Source organism: Shewanella sp. MF05913 (assembly GCF_059758095.1).
On sequence record NZ_JCAYNT010000018.1, the window covers coordinates 38,397 to 54,854 of the forward strand.

The 16,458-nt window shown below is 41.1% G+C and carries 15 protein-coding genes; 11 read left to right on the forward strand and 4 right to left on the reverse strand.

Going from position 1 to position 16,458, the window contains the following annotated elements:
• Positions 1-9 precede the first annotated feature (9 nt).
• From AC19MV_RS17820 to AC19MV_RS17830, 3 genes are all read left to right on the forward strand, one after another.
• Positions 10-1,653: an HAL/PAL/TAL family ammonia-lyase gene (locus AC19MV_RS17820; protein WP_498309230.1), complete on the forward strand. Its 1,644-nt coding sequence runs from the start codon at positions 10-12 to the stop codon at positions 1,651-1,653.
• Between the two features lie 45 nt (positions 1,654-1,698).
• Positions 1,699-2,079, forward strand: coding sequence for a cytochrome c3 family protein (locus tag AC19MV_RS17825; protein WP_498309231.1), 381 nt, complete (start codon positions 1,699-1,701; stop codon positions 2,077-2,079).
• Between the two features lie 347 nt (positions 2,080-2,426).
• The gene (locus tag AC19MV_RS17830; protein ID WP_498309232.1) at positions 2,427-3,296 is read left to right on the forward strand and encodes an EamA family transporter; all 870 of its coding nucleotides are present in this window, start codon (positions 2,427-2,429) and stop codon (positions 3,294-3,296) included.
• A gap of 106 nt (positions 3,297-3,402) precedes the next feature.
• On the opposite strand, the gene AC19MV_RS17835 is transcribed toward AC19MV_RS17830, so the two are convergent.
• Positions 3,403-4,443: a DUF7450 family protein gene (locus AC19MV_RS17835; protein ID WP_498309233.1), complete on the reverse strand. Its 1,041-nt coding sequence runs from the start codon at positions 4,441-4,443 to the stop codon at positions 3,403-3,405.
• Positions 4,444-4,660: 217 nt separating this feature from the next.
• Here AC19MV_RS17835 and AC19MV_RS17840 point away from each other — a divergent pair, with 217 nt between their 5' ends.
• A complete protein-coding gene (locus tag AC19MV_RS17840; protein WP_498309235.1) occupies positions 4,661-5,308 on the forward strand; it encodes a hypothetical protein in 648 nt (215 codons plus the stop codon).
• Between the two features lie 17 nt (positions 5,309-5,325).
• On the opposite strand, the gene AC19MV_RS17845 is transcribed toward AC19MV_RS17840, so the two are convergent.
• Complete coding sequence (locus AC19MV_RS17845; RefSeq protein WP_498309237.1) at positions 5,326-7,128, reverse strand: tetratricopeptide repeat protein; 1,803 nt, start codon at positions 7,126-7,128, stop codon at positions 5,326-5,328.
• Between the two features lie 278 nt (positions 7,129-7,406).
• On the opposite strand from AC19MV_RS17845, the gene AC19MV_RS17850 reads away from it, so the two are divergent.
• Positions 7,407-7,739, forward strand: coding sequence for a DMT family transporter (locus AC19MV_RS17850; protein ID WP_498309238.1), 333 nt, complete (start codon positions 7,407-7,409; stop codon positions 7,737-7,739).
• Positions 7,740-7,849: 110 nt separating this feature from the next.
• Here the strand turns inward: AC19MV_RS17850 and AC19MV_RS17855 are convergent, their stop codons facing one another.
• Complete coding sequence (locus AC19MV_RS17855; RefSeq protein ID WP_498309239.1) at positions 7,850-9,013, reverse strand: iron-containing alcohol dehydrogenase; 1,164 nt, start codon at positions 9,011-9,013, stop codon at positions 7,850-7,852.
• A gap of 251 nt (positions 9,014-9,264) precedes the next feature.
• Here AC19MV_RS17855 and AC19MV_RS17860 point away from each other — a divergent pair, with 251 nt between their 5' ends.
• The 6 genes from AC19MV_RS17860 (at position 9,265) to AC19MV_RS17885 (ending at position 14,367) form a co-directional block, all read left to right on the forward strand.
• A complete protein-coding gene (locus tag AC19MV_RS17860) occupies positions 9,265-10,134 on the forward strand; it encodes an AraC family transcriptional regulator (RefSeq protein WP_432404107.1) in 870 nt (289 codons plus the stop codon).
• 42 nt (positions 10,135-10,176) lie between these two features.
• Positions 10,177-10,500, forward strand: coding sequence for a N(4)-acetylcytidine aminohydrolase (yqfB, locus tag AC19MV_RS17865; RefSeq protein WP_498309241.1), 324 nt, complete (start codon positions 10,177-10,179; stop codon positions 10,498-10,500).
• A gap of 263 nt (positions 10,501-10,763) precedes the next feature.
• Entirely contained in the window at positions 10,764-12,101 is a 1,338-nt protein-coding gene (locus tag AC19MV_RS17870) for a coproporphyrinogen III oxidase family protein (protein ID WP_188958710.1), read from the forward strand.
• A gap of 78 nt (positions 12,102-12,179) precedes the next feature.
• The gene (locus AC19MV_RS17875) at positions 12,180-13,025 is read left to right on the forward strand and encodes a PfkB family carbohydrate kinase (protein WP_498309243.1); all 846 of its coding nucleotides are present in this window, start codon (positions 12,180-12,182) and stop codon (positions 13,023-13,025) included.
• 226 nt (positions 13,026-13,251) lie between these two features.
• Positions 13,252-13,944 carry an MOSC domain-containing protein gene (locus tag AC19MV_RS17880; RefSeq protein WP_498309245.1) on the forward strand — a complete coding sequence of 231 codons (693 nt, stop codon included), beginning with the start codon at positions 13,252-13,254 and terminating at the stop codon, positions 13,942-13,944.
• A gap of 63 nt (positions 13,945-14,007) precedes the next feature.
• Entirely contained in the window at positions 14,008-14,367 is a 360-nt protein-coding gene (locus AC19MV_RS17885; protein ID WP_498309246.1) for a DUF4870 domain-containing protein, read from the forward strand.
• Between the two features lie 141 nt (positions 14,368-14,508).
• Here AC19MV_RS17885 and AC19MV_RS17890 read toward each other — a convergent pair whose 3' ends face one another.
• A complete protein-coding gene (locus tag AC19MV_RS17890) occupies positions 14,509-16,431 on the reverse strand; it encodes a methyl-accepting chemotaxis protein (RefSeq protein WP_498309248.1) in 1,923 nt (640 codons plus the stop codon).
• Between the last annotated feature and the right edge of the window lie 27 nt (positions 16,432-16,458).

Below are 16,458 nucleotides of genomic sequence, written 5' to 3' on the forward strand. Positions count from 1 at the left end.
GTAATAAAAATGACGAATTACAAGCAAATTGTTTTAGCTTCAGTGGCATTGAGTTTGATGTCAGGAAGCGCTTTTGCCATGGACAAAGTACTATTAGATGGCGAGCATATGACTCAAGCACAAGCGTGGGCTATTGCAGACGGTGCTGAGGTCGTGATTGACGCGGATGCTGAAAAAAACTTAACCACTTCTTATGAGTTGTTAATGGATGCCGCCCGTTTAGGTAAACCTGTTTATGGTCTAACAGTTGGTGTCGGCTTAAACAAGGACCATAAGCTTTTTACCGCGGATGGAAAATTAAGCGATGACGTTCTTAAGGCATCTAGAAGCTTCAATTACAGTACATTGCGAGCACATAGTTCAGCGATTGGGGAGCCAGTTCCTATTCGTCTAACTCGGGTGGCAATGGCTGTTCGTTTGAATACAATTTTATCAGGTCACACTGGTGTGCAACCTTATGTTGCAGAAATATATAAGGAATACCTAAATAAAGGTATTACTCCTGTAATCCCTTCGTTAGGTACAGTTGGTGAGGCTGACATTCTAATGGCCTCACACGTTGGGCTTGCTATGATCGGTGAATGGGATGTTTTTTATAAAGGAGAGCGGGTTAGCAGTGCGAAAGCAATGAAAAACGCAGGTGTAGAACCACTTAAACCGCTCGGTAAAGATGCTCTGTCTATTTTATCGAACAACTCAGTAGCTATTGCATATACTATGAAAGGTTATCAAGAAGCATCACAACTAATGAAGGTTGCACCAACGGTATTTAGTTTAAGTCTTGAAGGTCTCAACGGTAATGTATCGCCATTTTTACCGCAAACGAATGACATTCGGCCTTTCCCATTCATAAAAGAGGCGACAAGTGAAATATTGTCTCAGTTGGATGGCAGTTATTTATGGGATCTTAACAATGAAAGAGCTTTGCAGGATCCGTTGAGTTACCGTACTACAGCGTATACCTTTGCTGGTGTGAAGAAAGCGCTTGTTGATCTTGATGAAGTGATTAATATACAGATTAACCATTCTGACGATAATCCTGGCGTCATACTTAACGCATCAAATGACTATACTCAATTCCCTCAAGTAGCCAAGTACTTAGTGGAAGGTAAAGGTGGCGTTTTCCCAACCACTAACTTTGAGCCATTACCGGTCGCGCTAGCAGTTGAACAAGTTAATATTGCCTTGACTCATGTTTCGCACAATAGCGTTATGCGTACTATCCATCTTTCAGATAGTCATTTCACTAAATTGTCTCGCTTCTTAAGTGCACCAGAGAACAAAGGTCACGCTTTTGGTGCAATTCAGAAAAATTTTGTTGATATGCATGTTCGTAATAAGCACCTAGCGATGCCGGTTTCTTTTGACGGTATCCCTGTTGCAGGCAACATTGAAGATACATTCACAAACCTAAAATTAGCTTCTGACAATATGATTCAAATTGTTGATAATACTGAAATTATTTTTGGTCTTGAGTTGCTACACTCTACACAGGCGATCGACCTTCGCAAGTTAGAAACACCTCAACTGAAAATGGGTAAAGCGACTACAAAAATGTACAAGGCTTATCGTGAACATGTGCCTTTTGTAAAGCTTGATCGACCATTTACTCCAGATATCAAAGCATCAACTGAATTTGTTGCCCAGTACTAACCCGAGTAATGGGGATGGGCAACCATCCCCTAAAGGAAAGTTAATATGTTGAAAATCGTTAATAGCCTTATCTTGGCTTGCCTGTTAAGTATACCGGCAGCGAATGCAGTTCAGATAAAGGACTATCACAAAGAGATTATGACGAACGGTAGTGGCAAAGTGGAATGCGTAGCTTGTCATGGTGACGCTAAACGTAAAATGATCCCTAAAGTCAGTAAATGTAAATCTTGTCATGGTACAAGTGAAGAAGTTGCAATCTTAACCGCAAGGGATAAAAATGCAGGACATGATGTGGAACCTAATCCGCATGATAGCTTGCACTACGGCACTGATTTACCATGTACTTATTGTCATAAAGAACATCAGCAGAGTGTTGTTTATTGCAATGAATGCCATGAGTTTACTTATCCAAAAATGAAACGTTAATAGTTCGGCTATTATTTTTGAAATGAAAATTTTCAATATTTGCATTTAATAATTTAAAGACATAGCAGTTATTGGTGTTATTAACCATAACTGCTTATTTATTAGCAATAATTTTTTAATTATAACTCAAGTGGTTATATTCAAAAAATTTTCAGCTGGTTACTCCTTTGTGGTTGATTTTTTTAAAAGGAAACGTATGGATTTCTACGATTCGTCAATGATATGGCCCCTCTATTAAGCATCCTTATCCATTGCTCCTTTATGTTCATGCTGTTAATTAATACTGCTCGGTTTTAACGTGCTCATGTAGAATGCCGTTATTGCGTTTTTTATCTTTGGGTTTTTCTATGCAAATCAATCGTGTACTTCTTACTGCTGTCGGCAGTGTGTTGTTGGCAATGGTAACGATTCAATCTGGTGCTTCTTTAGCAAAACAACTTTTTCCTATCGTGGGGCCAGAAGGCACTACGGCGTTACGTTTAGGTTTTGCAGCGGCCGTATTGTGGTTGGTGTTCCGTCCTTGGCGTGCGTTACCTCAGGGCCGAGATTGGCAAAGCATTATTATTTATGGGCTGTGCCTGGGCGGGATGAATATTTTATTCTATCTCTCAATTGAACGTATTCCCCTTGGGATTGCCGTCGCCCTAGAATTTACCGGCCCTTTAGCTGTGGCATTATTTGGCTCAAAGCGTAAAAGTGATTTATTTTGGGTTGGCTGTGCTATTGCGGGTATTTTGCTGCTTATGCCCAGTTTGTCTAGTACGCAAGGGCTTGATGTCGTTGGTGCATTAATGGCTCTGGGGGCGGGTGCATGTTGGGCTGGGTATATTTTATTTGGCACTCGTACAGGCAAGCAAGCATCTGGCGGTATTACGGTTGCCCTCGGGATGACGGTGGCAGCTGTTGTGTTAGTGCCTGTAGGCGCCGTTAGCCAAGGTTTAGCGTTAATCAGCTGGGAAGTATTGCCGCTTGGTTTATTAGTGGGAGTATTATCAAGTGCGTTGCCATATTCATTAGAAATGGTGGCGCTGCGTAATATGCCTACTCAAGCCTTTAGCGTGCTAATGAGTTTAGAGCCTGCGATTGCGGCATTAGCAGGCTTTATTATTTTAAGTGAGCAATTGACCTTATTACAATGGTCCGCCATTGGTTTGGTGATTATCGCATCAGTAGGCAGTAGCTTTACTCCTAAAAAAGCGATTGAGATGGGCGTGTAGATTTCTATGCGCAAGAACGTATTTTGTATTTTTGTTATTTTTCACCAATAAAAAATAGTCAGTGAGGGGACTCACTGACTATGTATAACCCTTTATCAATGTAGGTTTATAGCTGCTTTAATGGTTTTATTTCTGCTCTTTTCATTTCTCTTGGGAACGGCTTACCGGGTTTTCCTGGTTTTACTGGCTTTAAGTGTTTTTTACTCGAAGGAACACAGAACAACTCTCGTTGATCATTGACTATCTGATCAGGTGCAAACTGGTTGTTGATTTCTAGATTGTAGTTTCCCACTTTGCTGTGCTTGATTAAGTCATAACAAACCATATGGCGCTTTTCATTTTGAACTTTATACATCTTGTCGTTGTGGATCTTGCTTGAAGGGTTACATAACAATACTGGCTTACCCAAAACGGCACGTGTTTTACCAAACTGATCTTCTATCATAATAGTTTCTTCGCGAAGGGCATCTCCTTTCTGCACGCCATAACATTGGAAGTGTTCTCCTGGCATATTGACTGCAACCTGTGCAGCATCAACGATATCCCCACAGGCAGCGGTAAATACAGAATAGGTTTTTTTGGCTAAATTACTTGTCGACCAAGCCCAGCGGAAATTATTCGCATTAACATTACTGGCGAGAGGGAAGTTCATGGTTCCCCAGGGTGAGGTGCCTCCTGCTACAGAACCAGGCAACAGGTAAGGCGATTGGCCATTAGCTAAAGAACCTGCAATTAATGCATTAATTTGACTTGCATTAGGCCCTCCAGTTTGTGCCCAACCGGATGAGGGAGTCGTTGATTGATATGCCTTAAAGTGCCCAGAGCCTGTATAAATAGTATTATCACCCTTAAAGATGGCTGCCATACCTTGTGATACTGCACCATCCCCCCACGCAATAACACTCACTGAACAGGTTTCTAGTGATTGTGCTGAGTTGTCGATATCAAACTTGAGTGATTCTATCTTTTTCCAATTACTGCCATTGGCCCCACGGTAAACCACTGTAGGTGTACTACCATTACCTGGTGAATGTACCACAATGAAATCGTTATCTGCTGTGACGTTAGCGGTTATTGGGGTTGCACAAACTATTGTTGATGCACTCATTAGACACATACTGATTAATGTTTTTTTGAGTATACTCATCCTGACTTTCCTTATTCTGGTTAGTAAAATGTTGAAGCATGCTTAATGACTTAAGCTGATTTAAAACTAACAGTTAAGATAAAAAAGTCAGCAAAGTTAGAGGGTTAAAAAGGGGGCGTTTTGTGTTTTACCCAAGTTTACCCTAGTATTTAGTAGACTATAAAAATGGAAATGCATAGCGTCTAAGTTGATGCATTCATTCTAAAAAGGATATTTTATGAAATACATATTACCCCTAGTCACTCTGCTTAGTTGTGCTGGTAGCGCATCTGCGCACCAACTTGCATTTAATGAACTCACGCCTGTCAGTGCCGCGATTAAAACCGAAATCACTTTTGAACTGAGCGAGATGGATATGATTAAACAGTATCATTATCGTGCTCAGTACTTTGATATTGAAAAATGGATGATGAGTAAACAACTGACATTACATAATGATCATGTAGCTGCGTCGCAATCGATGAACACTCGTCAGCTTCTGCAACCGGAAGTCGAAATAGATGATTTAGGGGGCTTTCATGGTGTGATAGACCCATTCACGAAGCTACAAGACAATAATGTTAATTCACCCGATCTTAATAGCGTGACAAATCGAATCAATATTGCAGGGCTTGTGGCTGTGTCGATGTGTAATGCTTATGCTTCGATTAATATCAAAGATCAAAATAATAATCTAATGCCCAAGTTTATTGCGCCTAATAGCTTTTTAGTGGGGATTAATCCTGCGACAGCACAACAAAGTGATTACCGATTGACTGAAGGATTAACGTTTAGTTGTGTGTATAAAAATGTACTTAAGCCAGTAGTAAGAGACAGTGTTCGCGAGATAAAACTACAGCAACCATTACTTAAAAAAGGTGGGTAAGCCGCAAAATTAGTCAATTACGTTACGCCTAAAGACTCGCTCTTGATCACTTGCATAATTTGGTCAAGGTGCGAGGTCAATAATGTTCTATCATCGTTAGACAAGTTGCACTCAGACAAGATGAAGTGACATGTTTTAACCACATTACGCCACCGTGGATTATCAGGTAATTTTTTTACGTGTAGGTATTTATCTAAAGAGCGTGTTCTTAGACGGCCGGAATCGATAGATATCGTCCAAATTTGGCTTCTGTCGGCTAATTCTACTTTATTAGTTTTAGTGCTTTTCTCCCAAATACTGATGCAATCAATCATCGTATTCACTAATAACTCAGCAAATGAAGCCGTTAATTCTGACGCTGACAATGGCAAAGTTGCCTGCTGTTGGGTGTCGTCTTGTTCTGTTATATCGTCATTAGATAATAAAAATAATTGCTGTTTATGCGACTCGATTATGGTCATTAAATGCTGCTGGGTTTTACGTTTTCTATAAATATAAAAGCTCACAATAAAGCCAATTAACAAGCCAATACTGGTAATGCCAAGGATTAAATTAAGTAGCTTATCTATTTTTTGGCTCTTCTGCTGACTGGCAACTTGCTCTTCTGCTAATGCTCGTTGCACGCGTTCATTCTCTATGTCGCTTTGAATGACTGTAATGTTCTCACTGTATTTTTTTTTCAATAAGGCTTCGTGTAACTGTTGATATTTCTTTAGATAAACCAGAGACTCGTAGGGGCGGCCATTGTCATAATATAATTCGCTAGCATAGTGATAAATGTTCATTTTTTGCAATGAGTCTTGTTTCGTGTCGCTATAGTCCATTGCACTTTCAATAAATTTTATGGCTTGAGTCGCATCTTTTTGATGTGTTGCTATTTGGGCTTTTAAATAGAAAATTACATCATGAAACGAATGGTCGTCGCGGGTTAAATATTCCGATAATGTGTCGGCGACATTTAAGGCTGGAGTAAATTCATTGGCATTGATATGGATCGTCGCGACATTAATTAACGCAGAAAGCCTGTCATCACCGACAAGGTTATCGTTGTACGCTTCGATGACCTTATTACTGTAGAAATTTTTCTTATTGAATTCATTGTTTATATTATATATCTCAGCAAGATTTCCGTAGAGATGTGACATATAACCGATAACATGAAGATCTACATTATGAGTGGTGTAGCGTAAATAATGTTTAAGTGATAGTTCAAAATAGCGTTGGGACTCTTTAAATTTTTCGAGCTTTTTATAGATCAAACCAAGATTGTTGAGGGTTATCGCAGTATAAAAGTCATTACCTAACGCCTCTTTAATCGCTAAACTCTTCTGGTAGTAACTTAATGCTTTGTCATATTGATTCAAATACTGTTCAGTTAGTGCTAAATCGTTATAGCTTTTCGCCAGCCAAATTTCAGACTCTTGGGCTTTAGCAATGCTAAAAGCTTGTTCAAATAAGGTTTTAGCTTCTTGATAGGACTTTCTATAAAGTTTTTCAGCGGCTTTCTTACGTAGCCAAAGATATTGAATTTCGATATTTTGAGTAAAAGCAGCGCTATTTTTAACGTCATCAAGCATTTGTTCCGCAGCGACTTTGTCACCTAACTCTTGGTTAATATCATATAAGATAAGTTGTAACTTGGCGGCGATGATGGGGTATTTATCAATATCTAATATTTTGAGCTGTTGGCTGCAAAAGCTCAGGCTGGCTTGAGGGGAAATCTGTTTTATACGGGCTTTACATTGCTCTAATGTTAAGCTGGTTTGTTGTGTCGCCTCTTCTTGGGCTGTTAACTTAGCCGCGGTTGCAGGCATATGCATCGAATAGATCGATACCAATGCAAATAGAAAAACAGCTGTAAGTCCCTGCACTTAACCACCAAGTCCAATCATTAATATCATTTAAGTATTATTACACCGTCAAATAGGTGTAATGTCAGTTAACATATTAACAACATAAACCGATAGTCAACGTAAATACAAGAGATAGTCGCGATTGGCCATGTCTAGAGTTAAGTAACCGTCCTAAAATCGAAAGCTGTTTTTTTATTACTTAGCCTTTATACTCCGCAGCTGTTTTGTCTGCGTAGAAAGTAAAAATGAAAAGTTGGATATTGTTAAGTGTGGCTATTTTAACGGAAGTGTTAGCCACTTCAGCGCTTAAAGCCAGTGATGGATTTACTAAAGTCGCACCTTCAATCATCGTTGTTGTTGGCTATGTGTTGTCTTTTTACTTTCTCTCTTTGGCATTAAAAGGGATCCCTGTCGGTATTGCTTATGCGACTTGGGCAGGCCTTGGGATTGTGCTTATTACCTTAATAGCTTGGGTGATGTACGGTCAAAAGTTGGATTTAGGTGCGCTGGTGGGCATGGGCTTTATTCTGATTGGTGTGGTGATAATGAATTTATTTTCAAATGTGACGCCGCATTAGCGTAGAAAGACAGGTCAATCAAAAAGGGCTTAACAATGTATGTCATTGTTAAGCCCTTTTTAGTTGAGGTTAAGTCGAAGCAACCAAATGTTGTTTCGATTACAAGCTCATTACCACGCCATGTCTAAAATCTTACGGCTGGTGGCCAAATCGACTTTGCCGCTTTCAGACAGTGCTGTCATGCCGTGTGCTTCTAATGCATCGACGACTAGCGAAAGTTGCTCTTGAGTGACACCATGATCGCGTAAACGTACCGGTAAACCCACTTGCTTGAAGAAAGCCTCTGTTTTATCAATGGCTTGATCTACACGGCTAACTTCATCACCTTCAGTAATATCCCAAACGCGTGCTGCATATTGTACTAACTTAGCGTGTTTTTGTTCTTTCAACACACGCCATAGTGATGGCAATATTACCGCTAGCGTTTGTGCATGGTCTATATGGAAAAGTGCGGTTAGTTCATGGCCAATCATGTGAGTAGACCAATCTAATGGAACGCCTGTGCCTATCATGCCGTTTAGGGCAGATGTCGCACTCCACATTAAGTTTGCACGAGCATCATAGTTTGTTGGCTCTTCAACTGTGATTGGGCCAACTTCAATGAGGGTACGCAAAATACCTTCTGCCATGCGGTCTTGTACACGAGCATCAACTGGGTAAGTCGCATATTGCTCAAGCACATGTACAAACGCATCAACAACACCGTTTGCGACTTGAATTTTTGGTAAGCTGAAGGTTAATTCAGGATCTAGCATGGCAAATGTTGGGTAAGCACATGGGTGGTTTACTGGGAATTTACCACCTTGATAACTGACGACAGCAAAGGCATTCATTTCTGAACCCGTAGCTGGCAGGGTAGCAATAACACCAAGAGGAATAACCTTGTCATTTGCTACTGGAACAGGCGTGAAGCCGTGATGCAGCAATGTCGTGGTATCGCCATCAAACTGAGTTGCCAGGGCAATAAATTTAGTGCCGTCCATCACTGAACCACCACCAACAGCGAGTAAAAAGTCGATGTTTTCTTTACGAGCAACTTCAACGGCTTTAATGAGTGTGTCGTACTTAGGGTTAGCTTCAATACCGCCAAATTCAAATACTGTGCGGTTACCTAATGCTGCTTTGACTTTATCTAGTGTGCCGAAACGTTGTACGCTGCCGCCACCGTAAGTGATTAATACTCGAGCATTTGCTGGGACCAGTTGGTCTAACTCTGCGATACGGTCTTTACCGAAAACAACATGAGTAGGGTTACGATAATCAAAATTAAGCATAATGGGGGCCTTTTGGTTTAACGGTGAAACAAATAAGTGGCTTATTGTGTATACCGATTTTTGATACACAACAGCAACAATAAATCATGTGGTTATGATAATCCTTTTCGTCAAAATAAACATACACAGAACTATCGTGTTCATGCCTATTCCTATCTATATCGTTATTATATGACTATTTATTGATTATTTTAATGCCTTTTACTGCTTTTTTGGTAGTATCGATGCAATGGTTTTTTAGGGGGAAGGGTATGAATGAGATAGCAACATTAATGGCACAGCTTGCACCAAAAGAAGGGGTTAATAATACTCATTTGGCTGGGGTACGTATGTTTCGTGGCTCTCAGTATGCCTCTCGAGGGCCATTATGCTATTCCCAGGGAGTGTTGATTGTGGGTCAGGGCAAAAAGCGTGTGTATATAGAGGACCAAAGCTTTGATTATGATCGTCAGCATTCATTAGTGATGACCGTACCGCTCCCGGTTGAATGCGAAACCTTTGCTAGCATTGAAGAGCCTGTATTAGTGTTAATGGTTGATATTAACTTAGTGCAGCTAAATTACATCATCAGGTTAATGGATGAGCATCATCAAATTCCTAAAGACTTAAATGAGTCGCGCCAGAGTGGCTTTTTTATTGCCGACAGCACTGAAGACATGGACTGCAGTGTGATTCGGTTATTGCAGGCATTACAGTCGCCGTTAGAGGCAAAAGTGATGGGCGAAGCGTTAGTGCTTGAGTTGTTATATCGACTATTGGATTCGCCAAATGCCGCGCCGCTTTATGCCTTGTCGTTAAGTCATACCCGTTTATCGAGAGTGGAAAAAGCCCTCAGTTATATTCACAAACACTATGGTGATTCGGTCGAGGTCGATACATTAGCGGGTTTAGTGAATATGAGTCCCTCCGCGTTTCATCGCTGCTTTAAAGAGGTGACATCCTCGTCGCCGATTCAATATGTGAAGAAAATTCGCTTAAATAAAGCCAGGGAGCTACTGCAATTACAAAAGCTGAAAGTGAAAGACGTGTCTAGCCAGGTGGGTTATGAAAGTACGGCGCAATTTAGCCGTGAATTTAAACGCTACTTTGATCAAAGTCCTGGTGAATGCGCGAGGTTATAATGCGCATTTACATCGCGTTCGCTTATTGATGAAGGGATTAATATGTTTGCAGTACCGACAAAAATAACATTTTTTGAGTTTTTGACACCATTAGTCGCGTCGGGTCAAAAGACGATTACAATACGTGATAGCAGTGAAAGCCATTATCAACCAGGCAGTATAGTTGAGGTCTTTACATTAGAAACTCATGTAAAAGTGTGCGACATCGTGATTTTGGCTGTTGAACCGCTGGCATTTGGTGACATCAATGAGTTCCATGCAACGCAAGAGAGCTTGCCATTGGATGAGCTGAAGCAATTAATCAACAAGGTTTACCCTAATCAACCAAGTCTATTTATGATTTCATTTTCGCTAGTTAAAGCCTAGCACTGGCGGGAAAACAAGGTATCTCCCCGTTATTTATAACATTTTACTCGTCGTGAAAAAAATCCTTAACAGCAGTGTCTAAAACATGATCTGCTTAACAATTGATTGACGCCAACCATGTTAGTTTGCATATCTATTGGCTAACTCACGTTTTAGCTGTCTCTATGATGGTATTTTTACTATCTGCTTACAGTATACGTATTTAGCGTCGCGCTTTTTTATCAATGGTTTGCTCTCAGGGCTTCATTCAATTAGGATTTTTTATGTCTTCAATTATTCAATCAGCCAGCCAGGAGTTGATTAAACCTTACCAAGCGAATATTACCGTGCCTAATTGGATGATCAGTTCAATGGAGCGGGTGATGCAATATTATGTCGACAAAAACCTGCGCCTTGACACTATTTCGACCGACCGCATGCCTAAGCCGGTGGAAGGCAAAAAGTACATGCTGTACGCTCACATTCCGTTTTGCCATACCTTGTGTTCGTTTTGTACTTTTCACCGTTTTTTATTCCGCGAAGACAAAGCGCGTGAGTACTTTATTGCGCTACGCAAAGAAATGCAGATGGCGAAAGATTTAGGCTACGAATTTGAGTCTATGTACATTGGTGGCGGCACTACAACGGTATTAGAAGACGAATTAGCTCGTACCATTGAGCATGCAAAGAACCTGTTTCCTGGCATTAAAGAAGTGTCTTGTGAGTCCGATCCGCAACACCTAGCCAGCCCTGAATTTAAACAACTTAAAGGCCTTGTCGACAGAATGTCGATTGGGGTACAAAGCTTTGATGACGGCATTTTAAAGATGACCGATCGTTTAGATAAGTTTGGTTCAGGCCAAGAAACATTTGACCGTATTATGGCGGCCAAAGAGTTATTTCCGATTATCAACGTCGATTTAATTTTTGGTTTTAAAGGCCAAACTGACGAGATTATTCAGTCAGATCTTGATATGGCCTCTAAGCTCGACCCGCGCCAAATTACCACTTATCCGTTAATGATTACTCACCAAACCCGTAAAAGTGTTAAAGGCCAGTTAGCAGCTCCTCATGGTGAAATGGTTAACCAGTATCGCCAGATTTTAAACAGCTTAACCGGTCAGTATAACCAGTTATCAGCATGGGCATTTGGCAAAACCGATAATGAAGGTTTTGATGAATACGTAATTGATTATGATGAATACCTCGGTGTGGGTTCGGGATCATTCAGTTTTTTAAATGACACTTTATATGTGAATACATTTTCGCTTAAAAAATATCAACAACGCATCGCGCAGGGCCGCATGGCAGTGGAGCAACAGAAAAAGTATCAACTCAAAGAAGTGATGCAATATCGCTTCTTATTAGGCATGTTTTCGGGGCGATTATCGCGTCAGTATTTCCGCGATACCTTTAACGTGAATTTAGATACCGCTTTGTTTAAAGAGATGGCATCAATGAAAGCCATGGGCGCACTAAAAAATGATCCGCTTAATCCGGATGAATTGATTGTTACCGACAACGGCAAAATGCTGGGCCTATTGATGATGAAAGAGTTTTATTCTGGTATGGACAATGTGCGTGCGCAGTTACGTCAACCGTTGGCTGAGACTGACATGTAATTATGTCGATAGCCGTGTGATCTATGCCGATTTTGTTATACTGAATACTCTTTTTTCGGAGTTATTTTAGGTATCGCTATGGCCAATATTTTGTTACTTGCAAATATAAACTGTGACCGTATTTTACGGCTTGATAAGCCGTTACAAACGGGTGGGCGGTTTCATTATCAAGATGGCGGTTTGCGTTTAGGTGGTGGCGGTGCCAACACAGGTTTGGGTTTGGTGTGGGCTAAGCACAATGTGTCGTTGGTTAGCGAAGTTGGCAGTGATGATATTGGCGATTGGATTTTAGCGAAAGCGAGTACCCTTGGCTTAGATTGTCGCCTGGTGCATCGCTTTAGCGGCAATACCTGCGAAATGTTACTCGTCATGACACCCGATGGCGAACGTACCATTATTCGACCACAACGACCGATATTTGAATTACCCGCGGCGCCAGATTGGCAACAATGGGACGCATTTTACATTAACTCCTCCGCCAATGGTGCAGAGCTATGGGCGCAAGATGCCATTAGCCATAATCCAGATTGTATTGTGGTTGCGCAATTAGCTAAAGACCAACGCGAGCGACCTTGTCATGTATTAATTGCTTCTATTACCGATATGCAAGGCAGATGTAACCAAGCGCCATGGCAATTTGCTCAAACCATCGCGGGTAATGCATTACAGTATTTTATTGTGACAGATGGCGATCAAGGCGCGATAGTTTATAGCGCTGAAGCAGAGCAACATGTTCCAGCGGTTCTTGCTGATGTGGTTGACACCACTGGTGCGGGTGATGCTTATGCTGCTGGTGTTATCCATGGGTTATGTCAAAAAATGTCGATTACTGAAGCGATGCACGAAGGGGCATTATGGGCATCATTTGCGGTTGCGACGCAAAGCTCTATTCCAGGAGAGGCATTGCAAAACTATCTTGCATAAATGGACTAATGATCACTTGGATTGTCATTTTTATGTCATTAATCCCGTTTAATATGTTCATGTCTGATTAACTTGTATCGTATTACGCTGAGTTAACCGCTCACCTTACTTTTAACGATACATTCTCCCTGTTATTTATCGTCTTACTATCCCCTAGTAAGGCTTTTTTTTGTCCGAAAATTGGGTATATTGACTGTACGTTGAAATGTCAGCAGGGATAAACGGGATGAATAAAAATTGGGTTAATCGTATTTCGGGTTTGTATTTAGGCGACCAAGTGCAGATGCACAATGGGGTAGCCAGCTGTATTAACCAAAAGCATTCCGTAACACAACTAACTGTGCTATCTGATCGCGTCGTCGGTAATTGTGAAGCCGATCCTAAGCACCATGGTGGTTTAGACCGAGTATTACATCATTTTCCCCGTGAACATTATGGCCAGTATCGTCGTTGGGACTTAATGTCGAGCTTTCGTGATGCGCCGTCAATGGGTGAAAATATTAGTACCGTTGGCTTAAACGAGACACAAGTTAACATTGGCGATATTGTGCAAATCGGTGATGTGACGCTACAGGTTACTCAACCTCGATCGCCTTGTTTTAAGCTTAACTTGCAGTTTGAACACCCTAAATTTGCCCTGGCAATGCAAGAAAGCCGCATGTGTGGTTGGTTTTATCGCGTTCTGTCTGAAGGTGATATAAAGCAAAATGACAGTATTCGTTTAATTGAACGAAAAACAGACATTAGTATTGCCAAGGCAATGCAGATTTACTTTTTACCTGAATTTGATGCGATACAATATCAAATGTTACTCGAGTGCGAAGGATTAGCTCAAAGCTGGGTTAATTCACTCCAACGAAGAATTGAACAACACAATATAGAAGATTGGGCGATGCGCTTATACGGTAAAGCCAGTTAATTAAGCAATGCTTGTATGCTGCTCACACCATGTTGATAATAATAAAATGATAAGGAATATCTGATGTCTGATCCCTCGTTCGAAGTCACTAAGCCAGCCAGAGACATGGGGTTATTGATCCATGCAGCAAGCTTTGCGGGTTATGTGTTTCCATTTGGTAGCGTATTAGGTCCCTTGATTGTGTGGTTGATGAAACGAGATGAGTTTGAGTTTGCCAATCAGTGCGGTAAAAACTGCCTTAACTTCAAATTGAGTTTAATGATTTATGCGATGATTTCAGCTGTTTTGATATTGGTTGGCGTTGGGGTGTTATTGCTAGCAGGCTTGGCATTATTAGATATTATCTGCACCATCATGGCTATTATTAAAGCCAGCGACGGGATTGCCTATCAATATCCGTTGTCGATTAAGTTTTTAAAATAGACCAGATACAAGCTCTTGGTTTTTTACTGTGTAAAATTATAAATTCTTCTTGTAAACTTATCGCGAAAAAATGCCACTCAATTGAGTGGCATTTTTATATTAACGCGTGTTAATGCATTGATTGTGCAACGTTAAGGTCTGTTACACCTTAAAGCGAGCCACTAAGACGTCTAGTCGGCTTGCGAGTTTGTTCAATGCTTTACTTGCCTCTGCGGCCGCTTGCGCTGTGTCAGAAGTACGTTGAGTAATATCGTTAATCTCAGTCACGTTGCGGTTAATGTCTTCAACCACAGTCGATTGCTCTTCTGTTGCAGCAGCGACCTGGATGTTCATGTCACTAATAAGGGCAATTCGCTCGCTAATACCGCTTAATGATTGACTGGCTTCATCGACAGCACTGACGCCTTCTTTAGAGCGGCTGCTCGATTGTGCCATAGCACTTACTGCTCGGCCTGCTTCTGATTGCAGCTTATCAATCATGGTTTGCACTTCATTGGTCGATGCTGCTGTACGTGATGCAAGGTTACGAACCTCGTCAGCCACTACTGCAAAACCTCGGCCAGCTTCACCAGCGCGAGCCGCTTCAATCGCGGCGTTCAATGCAAGCAAGTTGGTTTGTTCTGAAATTGCGCGGATAACATCTAAAATACTGCCAATCGATTTAGTGTGAGTCGCTAGAGACTCAATGACTTCACCAACCTGGGCAACATCTTTAGATAGCTGATTAATGGTTGAACGTGCACGAGTCACCACTTTTTGACCATCAACAGATTCTGTATCAGCATCGCGAGCGGTTACTGCTGCTTGTGCTGCATTAGCGGCAATTTCATTGACCGTGGCACCCATTTCATTAATGGCAGCAACAACCATCATGGTGCGGTCTTTTTGTAAATGGCTGTCGTCGAGTGTTTGATGTGCTTGATTTGATACATCAATTGCCGACAAACCAAGTTGTTGGCTGGTTTCAGAAACCTCAATAACGGTTTCCTGGATTTTGCTAATAAAGCTATTGAAGCCACGGGCCAATTGGGCTATCTCATCGTCGCCATTTACCGGTAAGCGCTGGCGTAAATCACCTTCACCTTCGCCAATGTTTCTGAACATTTCAGCAACTTGAGCAATAGGGCGGCTAACCGAACCGGCAACAAGAATGGCAATCGCAATGAATACACCAGCAATTAACACTGTCCATAACAGGATTTGATAAGCCGATTCTTCAAGTAAGGCAAACACTTCAGCTTCAGGCACTTGCGCAACTAAATACCAATCCATCGACTTAATGTAGCTACTGGCGATTAACATATGCTGGCCATTTACATCAGCTTTGATTAAGTTGAAGTCATTTTTGTTGAGTAAACCGTTAGTATTGGCGTTAGGGTATAAATTAGTTAACGTTGCCTTACCTATTTGGCTGGTGTCTTGGTGCAGTTTGACGTCACCTTTAGTATCAACTAAATATATAAAACCACTGTCTTCAATTTTAAACGAAGCCAGTAAGCTCACCATATCATCTAACGATTTTGCCAGACCCACCAAACCTCGTCCATCAGGCTGTTGGTAATTAATGTAAAGCTTAACATCGCCGTTACTAGGTTCTGTGAATACATTTAGCATGCGTTCTTGTTTACTATCGCGATAATCAAAAAACCAAGCATCTTGCTGTTGGTTTAATATGCGTAAAAACCCATCTTGGTTGTAATAAGCTGCGGTTTCGCGGTCGGCATAGGATGCTTGAGCTAAATCATATTGATTTTTTATACTATTGAGTTCAGCGATAACGATTTTTTCTTGGTCTGCAGGACGACCATTTTCAAGCCATTCAAGCAACATTTTGCTTTTGGCTAGTTGTTCGCCGGCGTTCATAACACTACTGATCTGGAGATCAATTTCATTACGAATTTGCATGAGTAAACTCGGCATTTCTGATTCAAGCATACGCTGCTCAACCACTAGTTTCGCACTTCGTTGACTTAGCAACCCAACTAACATGGTTGATAGCAGCACAGCAAATGCTACAGTGAGCAAGATTTTTTGCTTAATGGTAAGGGTGTTAAATGTATTCATCTACAACGGCCTCTAGAAGTTTCTCTT